Annotated in this window: 1 protein-coding gene and 1 pseudogene; both read left to right on the plus strand. The window is 59.7% G+C overall.

The window, feature by feature from the left end; all coding sequences use genetic code 11:
* Nucleotides 1–150 (plus strand): annotated as a pseudogene (locus HWY30_RS42385) (transposase); the annotation flags it as partial.
* Nucleotides 126–404: IS66 family insertion sequence element accessory protein TnpB (gene tnpB / locus HWY30_RS40900; protein ID WP_176079068.1), on the plus strand; the 279-nt coding region annotated here is incomplete at its 3' end. The pseudogene HWY30_RS42385 and the gene tnpB, both read left to right, overlap by 25 nt.

A 404-nucleotide genomic window follows, 5' to 3' on the forward strand; every position in this document is an offset into this window, starting at 1 on the left:
CCATCGCCATCGCCATCGCTGACGCTCGCACTGCATGTGCGACTGTCCAACGGCGTCGAGTTTGATCTCGGCGAGGCGAGCATCGACGAACTGACCGCCGTGGTCCAGATGCTGGGGAGGATGCCGTGTTCCGGTTCGACGAAGGCCTGAAGGTCTACCTGCATCGGGAACCCGTCGACTTCCGGTATGGCATGAACAGCCTGTCGATTCTCGTGGAGCAGGCCATGCATTTGAACCCGATGGATTCCTCGCTCTATGTGTTTACCAACCGGAGATGCGATCGCATCAAGATCCTGGGCTGGCAAGGCAACGGTTTCTGGCTCATGCTCAAGAGACTCGAGGCAAACGATCGCTTCGTGTGGCCTGACAGCGCGAACCGGGTCGCGACACTGAGCGTCGAGCAG

It is taken from the genome of Paraburkholderia tuberum STM678 (assembly GCF_902833905.1).
In the GTDB taxonomy this organism is placed as follows: Bacteria; Pseudomonadota; Gammaproteobacteria; order Burkholderiales; family Burkholderiaceae; genus Paraburkholderia; species Paraburkholderia tuberum.